The sequence below is a fragment of the Desulfosarcina sp. genome, from assembly GCF_041551955.1.
GTDB lineage: Bacteria > Desulfobacterota > Desulfobacteria > Desulfobacterales > Desulfosarcinaceae > Desulfosarcina.
The window spans coordinates 1-6,831 of sequence record NZ_JBFELV010000275.1 but is presented as its reverse complement, the minus strand read 5'-3'; the positions used below and the strand labels follow the sequence as shown (position 1 = coordinate 6,831).

The following is a 6,831-nucleotide window of genomic DNA, read 5'->3' as shown; positions in this document are numbered from 1 at the left end:
CAGATTGGAAAGGTAGACATGGGCGGTGGCGACGATTTGAGCGCTCAGCAGACCGGTGACAAGCACGGCCGGGGCATACAGGCGGCTTTTCATTTCGTGTTGGACACCCTCGCGGATTTTGTGGTATTGACCACAACCGTTAGTTGGTGGGTTGGATTAGTTGGTTGGTTTAATTGGTTTTGTTCAAACCCAACCAATTGAACCAATCCAATCAATATAACGAATTCAACCAATTAAACCGATATAGTTGGAGCTTTTTGCTTCACGATTGACGACCGGCTGATTCGTTTATCCATATCAGCTGCACTGCCAAGAATCAACAACGGGAGGAAATCGAAATGAGAGAAGTCGTCATTGTCAGTGGTGCCAGAACCGCGGTGGGGTCATTCGGCGGATCGTTGAAGACCGTTCCGGTGGTGGAACTGGGCGCAACTGTCATGAAACAGACCCTTAGTAACGCCGGTTTGCGGCCTCAGTCCAGCGACGCACTGAAGTCGGCAGGGCCGGATGCACTGAAAGACCAGGGGCTCATCGAACTGGAGGCCAAGGCCATGGACTGGACCGATGACATGCCGACCGTGTCCATCGATGAGGTCATTATGGGCAACGTGCTTCAGGCGGCCCAGGGTCAGAACCCGGCCCGGCAGGCCATGATCCGCGCCGGCCTTCCCAAGGAGACCCCGGCTTTTTCGCTCAACAAAGTCTGCGGCAGCGGCTTGAAAGCCATCGCCCTGGGTGCGTCGGCGATTATGACCGGCGAATCCGACGTGGTCTTGGCCGGGGGCATGGAGAATATGAGCCTGGCGCCCATGGCCCTGCCCAAGGCCCGCTGGGGCCACCGCATGGAACTGACCGGCATCGGTGATATCTACGACCTGATGGTGTTCGACGGCCTGTATGAGATTTTCTATGGCTATCACATGGGCGTGACGGCGGAAAATATCGCCGGCCTGTATAACATCAGCCGCCAGGAGCAGGACGAATTGGGTGTGCTCAGCCACACCCGGGCCCGGGCTGCCATTACCGAGGGCCTCTTCGCCCAGGAAATCGTTCCGGTGACCATCAGGTCCCGCAAAGGGGATACGATCGTGGATACCGACGAGCGTCCCATGGACACCAGTATTGAAAAAATGGCCAAGCTGCGGCCGGCGTTCAAAAAAGAAGGCACCGTCACCGCCGGCAACGCGTCGGGCATCAACGACGGCGCGGCGGCGGTGCTGCTGATGTGCGCGGAAAAAGCCAAAGACCTCGGCCTCGAGCCCATCGTCAAAATTAAGGCCTTCCGCTCAGGCGGACTGGATCCGGCCTACATGGGCCTGGGACCGGTACCTGCGGTGAAAAAGGTGCTGGCCGCGACAGGCATGACTCTCGATGATATCGACATGATCGAGCTCAACGAGGCGTTTGCCTCCCAGGCTATCGGCTGCATGCGCGAACTGGGCATCGAGGTTGACCGGCCCAACGAACTGGGCAGCGGTATCTCCATTGGGCATCCCATCGGCTGCACCGGCGCCAGGCAGATGGTCAGCGGGATGAACCAGATGAAGCGCAAAGGCTATTCCACCGGTTTGATCACGATGTGTATCGGCGGCGGAATGGGCATGGCGATGATCGTTGAGAGGTGATTTTTTTCTTTACTTTTTCGGCTGTTATTGGTAGGTAGAATCCGGTTTTAGCGAAGGTAAAAAAAACCTCGCCAAAAGCGGTGACAGGAGATTGAAGAATATGGATATCAGCAGGAAGTTGGGGATTCTTGTATTTTGCGGCGTTCCCGCCATTATCGGCGGCGGGATTGTCTATGGGGTGGCTGGCAGCTACGTTCCGGTGGCTGTATATTTGATTTTGCTCTACCTCGCAGTCGGCGCCCTTGTGAGCAAATAACCTGCTTCATCAAGCCCCTGTCTGTTTCCGGCTGACAATTGACCATCCGAGTCTGACGCATCTAATATCAATTCTGCGCAAATGCCTCTTCCCGTTTTACTCAGGCGTTTGCGCAGATTGCGTTATGCCGGGTGGCATCGTGATACCACCGCCGGTTTATGGAGGAGCCATGGAGGATCGGACCTCCCAAAATATGATTTTGTGGTTTTTTCTGGCCTGCTTCCTCATTTCCATATCTCTGATGGGATGGCTGCTGTCGCCGTTCCTTTCGATCATCGTTCTGGGTGCCGTTGTTGCCGGCGCATTTCATCCGGTGTACCGGCTGCTCACGGCCCACGCAAAAATCAGCCCCGGCGTCGCCTCTTTGTTAACCTGCCTGCTGATTTTCTTTATCCTGTTTGTCCCCATTGTTTTTTTCGTGGGGGTCCTGGCCCAAGAGGCTTACGAGCTGATCCAGCTGGCTAAAAGTCCGGCCCTCTCCAGCTTCATCAATACCCATTTTACCAACAGCGCCCTGCTAGACCGGATCAACCCGCTGCTGGACAGCTTCGATATCGCCATCACCGGGGAGGAACTGAACAACACCATCTCTGACATCGGCAAGGCCGTTGGCCTGTTTCTATATGACCAGGCCCGATCCATTGCCTCCAACACCTTGTCCTTCCTGGCCAGTTTTTTTCTCATGCTGTTGGTTATTTTTTTTCTGCTGATCGATGGTCCGAAGCTGGTGCAGTTTCTCATCGATCTGTCGCCCCTGCCCGAAGACCAGGACGTCCAGCTCATCGGAAAATTCAACGATATGGCCGGCGCCATCCTCGTGGGAAACGGGCTGTGCGGAGCCATTCAAGGCGTCGCTGGAGGGATGATCTTCTGGCTGTTCGGTCTTCAGTCCGCTTTTTTATGGGGGGTGATCATGTCCCTGCTGGCGTTTTTGCCGATCATCGGCATCGGGGCGGTGTTTATTCCCACGGTGATTTTTCTCTTCCTAAAAGGGCGTGTCGGTGCCAGCATTTTTTTTCTAATTTTTTATCTGCTGCTCTCCGGCGGCGTCGAATACCTGTTAAAGCCCAGGGTGGTGGGCAAGCGGGTACAGATGCATACCCTGGTGGTGTTTCTGTCCATCATCGGCGGTCTCAAGATCTTCGGCATTCTCGGGATCATCTACGGTCCGCTGATCGCCACCGCCTTTCTGACGCTGACCAATATTTACCACACCAGTTACCAGACTTTTGTTGAACACTCCCAACCCAAACCAGACCGGCCGTAACCGTGAACCCGTGGTTCACATATCGCCGGGATAGCCAGCGCAAGGATAATTCACGACCATGAGCGAAAACACAACCGACGTTCTGCCAAGCCCCGAGATCAGCATCGAAGCGGAGATGAAGAAGTCCTATCTCGATTACGCCATGAGTGTGATCATCGGCCGGGCGCTTCCCGATGTGCGTGATGGGCTCAAACCCGTTCATCGCCGCGTGCTTTACGCCATGCGGGAATTGAAGAACGATTACAACAAACCCTACAAGAAGTCGGCCCGCATCGTGGGTGACGTGATCGGTAAATATCATCCCCATGGCGACAGTGCGGTTTACGACACCATCGTACGATTGGCCCAGGATTTTTCCATGCGCTATCCGTTGGTGGACGGCCAGGGCAACTTCGGTTCCATCGACGGCGACCCGGCGGCGGCCATGCGATACACTGAAATCCGCATGACACGGCTGGCCCAGGAGATGCTCGAGGACCTGGATAAGGAGACCGTCAACGTCGTTCCCAACTACGATGAGTCTCTCACCGAGCCGTCCGTGCTCCCGGCCAAATTCCCGGCCCTTCTGGTCAACGGATCGTCCGGGATTGCCGTTGGTATGGCCACCAACATCCCCCCCCACAACCTTTCCGAGGTGATTGAAGGCATCAAGGCGCTGATCGATGATCCAGGAATAACCTGCGAGCAACTCATGGCTCATATTCCCGGTCCGGATTTTCCCACCGCAGGCATCATTCACGGCATTCAGGGAATCCGGGATGCCTATGAGACGGGTCGGGGCATTGTCCGCACGCGTGCGCGGGTGACGGTGGAAGAGGACAAGCAAACCGGGCAGGAAACCATCGCGGTCACCGAGATCCCCTACCAGGTGAACAAGGCGCGGTTGATCGAAAAGATTGCCGAGTTGATGAAGCACAAGACCATCGAGGGCCTTCGCTATGTGCGCGACGAGTCAGACCGTCGGGGCATGCGCATTGCCATGGGGGTCAAAAAAGATCACATGGCCGGCATCATCATCAATCAGTTGTACAAGCACACCCAGATGGCGAGCAGCTTCGGAATCATTCTGCTGGCGGTGGTCAACAATCGACCCCAGGTCCTCAACCTGAAGCAGATTCTGGAGTATTTCGTGCTTCACCGCAAGGAGATCGTCATCCGGCGAACCCGCTTCGACCTGAACAAGGCCGAAGCCAGGGCCCATATTCTGGAAGGGTTGAAGGTGGCCCTGGACAACCTGGATGCCGTGGTCAAGCTAATCCGCGAATCCAAGACACCGGTGGAAGCCAAGGAACGGCTCATGGCCACTTTCGGCCTTTCGGTCATCCAGGCGCAGGCCATATTGGATATGCGACTGCAGCGGCTCACCGGCCTGGAAAGGGACAAAATCGTTGAAGAGTACGATGCCGTGCTCAAGGACATTGCGCGATTCAAGGAAATTTTAGGCAGCGAACAACTGGTGCTGGGAATCATCAAGAACGAGCTGGACATCCTCAAGGGCGAATTTGGTGATGTGCGCCGGACCGAGATTCTGAAATATACCCGGGAGCTGACCATCGAGGACATGATTGCCGAAGAGGACATGGTCGTAACCATCACCAACACCGGATACATCAAACGCAATCCCATCACCTTGTATCAAAGCCAGCGGCGTGGCGGCAAAGGCAAAACTGCCATGGGCACCAAGGAAGAGGATTTCGTCTCGCACCTGTTCGTGGCCTCCACCCACCATTATTTCCTCTTTTTTACCAACCTGGGCAAGGTATACTGGTGCAAGGTTTACGACATCCCTCAGGCCGGCCGCCAGAGCCGGGGCAAGGCCATTGTCAACCTGCTGGATTTTGCCGACGGTGAACGGATGACCGCCGTGCTGGCCGTTCCCGGGTTCGAGCCGGGTCTGCACGTGCTCATGGCCACACGCAACGGAACGGTGAAAAAGACGGACCTCATGGCATTCAGCCGTCCCCGGATCGGCGGGATTATCGCTCTGGGCCTGGCAGAGGGCGATGAACTGATTGCGGTAAAGCTCTCCGACGGCACCCAGAATGTGTTTCTGGGGTCCGCCATGGGCAAATCCATTCGTTTCCATGAATCGGATGTACGCCCGACCGGCAGGACCGCCCGTGGGGTGCGCGGGATGCGCCTGAGCAGAGACGATCGCGTAGTGGGCATGGAAGTGCTTCAACACGGTCAGACACTGTTTACGGTGACCGAAAACGGCTACGGCAAACGAACCTCCATCGACGAATACCCGATCCACCGGCGCGGCGGCAAAGGCGTCATCTCGATCAAGACCAGCGCGCGCAACGGTCAGGTGGTGAACATCATCCTGGTCCAGGACGAAGACGACCTGATGCTGGTGACCGATACGGGCAAGCTGATCCGCAGCCCCGTTTCCGGTACATCGGTTATCAGTCGCAACACCCAGGGCGTGCGGCTGATGGACATGGATCCCGGGGAGCGGGTGGTCAGCGCCGCCGGGTTGGCTGAAGCAGAAGCAGCAGAAGAAGAAGAAAGCGGCGAATCGACGGATGGCGAAGCATCGCCAAACGAACTGCAGGAGGAGTAGCGGCGATGAAAACCACGGTGGATGTCAAGACCACGCGAATGGGTGTCGTCGGGGCCGGCAGCTGGGGTACCGCCTTGGCCAACCTGCTGGCCGTCAAGGGCTTTGTCGTCGACCATTGGGTCTATGAAGCCGAGGTGAAGGCGCAGATGCTCGAGACGCATGAGAATCAACGATTTCTGCCCGGCGTTACCCTGCCCGAAAATCTTCATCCCTCCGGGGACCTGGAATCGGTCGTGGCCGAAAAGGATCTGGTGCTGGTGGTGACCCCCTCGCATGTCACCCGCCGGACGATCGAGCGCTGCAGCCATGCCATCGGGCCGCACACCATCGTGGTCAGCGCGTCCAAGGGGATCGAAAACCAGACGCACCTGACCATGTCCGGCGTGCTGGCACAAGTTATCCCCGGGTTGTCGACGGACCGGCTGGCGGTGCTGACGGGTCCCAGCTTTGCCAAGGAAGTGGCCCGTGAAATGGCCACGGTGGTTACCGTGGCGTCCAGTGACATACATTGCGCGGAATTTGTCCAACAGGTTTTTGTGACGCCCTATTTCCGGGTCTACACCATCGATGATGTGATTGGCGCCGAACTAGGCGCGGCCGTGAAAAATGTGATCGCCATCGCCGCCGGAGTGATCGACGGGCTGGGGTTGGGGCTCAATACCCGTGCCGCCCTGATCACGCGCGGGTTGGTCGAGATCCGCCGTCTGGGCCTGACCATGGGCGCTCAGCCGAGAACCTTTACCGGTTTGGCCGGCGTCGGGGATTTGATCCTTACCTGCACCGGTGACCTGAGCCGCAACCACACCATCGGCAGACAGATCGGCGAGGGGAAAAAGCTCAAGGATCTGCTGGCCGGGATGCACATGGTGGCCGAGGGAGTGAAAACGGCGCGTTCGGTATACAACCTGTCCCGCGAACGGGATGTCGACATGCCCATTTCCCACGCCGTCTACCATGTACTTTACGATGATTTGGATCCGAAGGAAGCCCTTTATCAGCTGATGACAAGGGACTTGAAGCAGGAGTTGGACGAAATTTGAGTGGCAAACAAACTACAAAAATCAAAAAAAAATAACAAACAAATCACAATAGCCAAAGTTAAAATTCCAAACCTGAT

Annotated in this window: 5 protein-coding genes; all 5 read left to right on the top strand. The window is 56.6% G+C overall.

Translation table 11 applies throughout. The annotated features are described in order from the left end of the window. Window positions 1-338: 338 nt before the first annotated feature. The 5 genes from ABYV26_RS17655 to ABYV26_RS17635 all read left to right on the top strand — a co-directional run bounded on the left by ABYV26_RS17655 (window position 339) and on the right by ABYV26_RS17635 (window position 6,754). A complete protein-coding gene (locus ABYV26_RS17655; protein ID WP_372682675.1) occupies window positions 339-1,625 on the top strand; it encodes an acetyl-CoA C-acyltransferase in 1,287 nt (428 codons plus the stop codon). Between the two features lie 100 nt (window positions 1,626-1,725). Beyond that, on the top strand, window positions 1,726-1,881 hold the full coding sequence (locus ABYV26_RS17650) for a hypothetical protein (protein WP_372682674.1): 156 nt from the start codon (window positions 1,726-1,728) through the stop codon (window positions 1,879-1,881). 169 nt (window positions 1,882-2,050) lie between these two features. Then, on the top strand, window positions 2,051-3,148 hold the full coding sequence (locus ABYV26_RS17645) for an AI-2E family transporter (protein WP_372682673.1): 1,098 nt from the start codon (window positions 2,051-2,053) through the stop codon (window positions 3,146-3,148). Window positions 3,149-3,206: 58 nt separating this feature from the next. Next, window positions 3,207-5,714, top strand: coding sequence for a DNA gyrase subunit A (gene gyrA / locus ABYV26_RS17640; RefSeq protein WP_372682672.1), 2,508 nt, complete (start codon window positions 3,207-3,209; stop codon window positions 5,712-5,714). A 5-nt stretch (window positions 5,715-5,719) separates the two neighbouring features. Beyond that, complete coding sequence (locus ABYV26_RS17635) at window positions 5,720-6,754, top strand: NAD(P)H-dependent glycerol-3-phosphate dehydrogenase (RefSeq protein WP_372682671.1); 1,035 nt, start codon at window positions 5,720-5,722, stop codon at window positions 6,752-6,754. The last annotated feature ends 77 nt before the right edge of the window (window positions 6,755-6,831 follow it).

Coding starts and splice junctions, on each gene's coding strand:
- ABYV26_RS17655 (WP_372682675.1), top strand. CDS start 339: ATGAGAGAAGTCGTCATTGTCAGTGGTGCCAGAACCGCGGTGGGGTCA.
- ABYV26_RS17650 (WP_372682674.1), top strand. CDS start 1,726: ATGGATATCAGCAGGAAGTTGGGGATTCTTGTATTTTGCGGCGTTCCC.
- ABYV26_RS17645 (WP_372682673.1), top strand. CDS start 2,051: ATGGAGGATCGGACCTCCCAAAATATGATTTTGTGGTTTTTTCTGGCC.
- gyrA (WP_372682672.1), top strand. CDS start 3,207: ATGAGCGAAAACACAACCGACGTTCTGCCAAGCCCCGAGATCAGCATC.
- ABYV26_RS17635 (WP_372682671.1), top strand. CDS start 5,720: ATGAAAACCACGGTGGATGTCAAGACCACGCGAATGGGTGTCGTCGGG.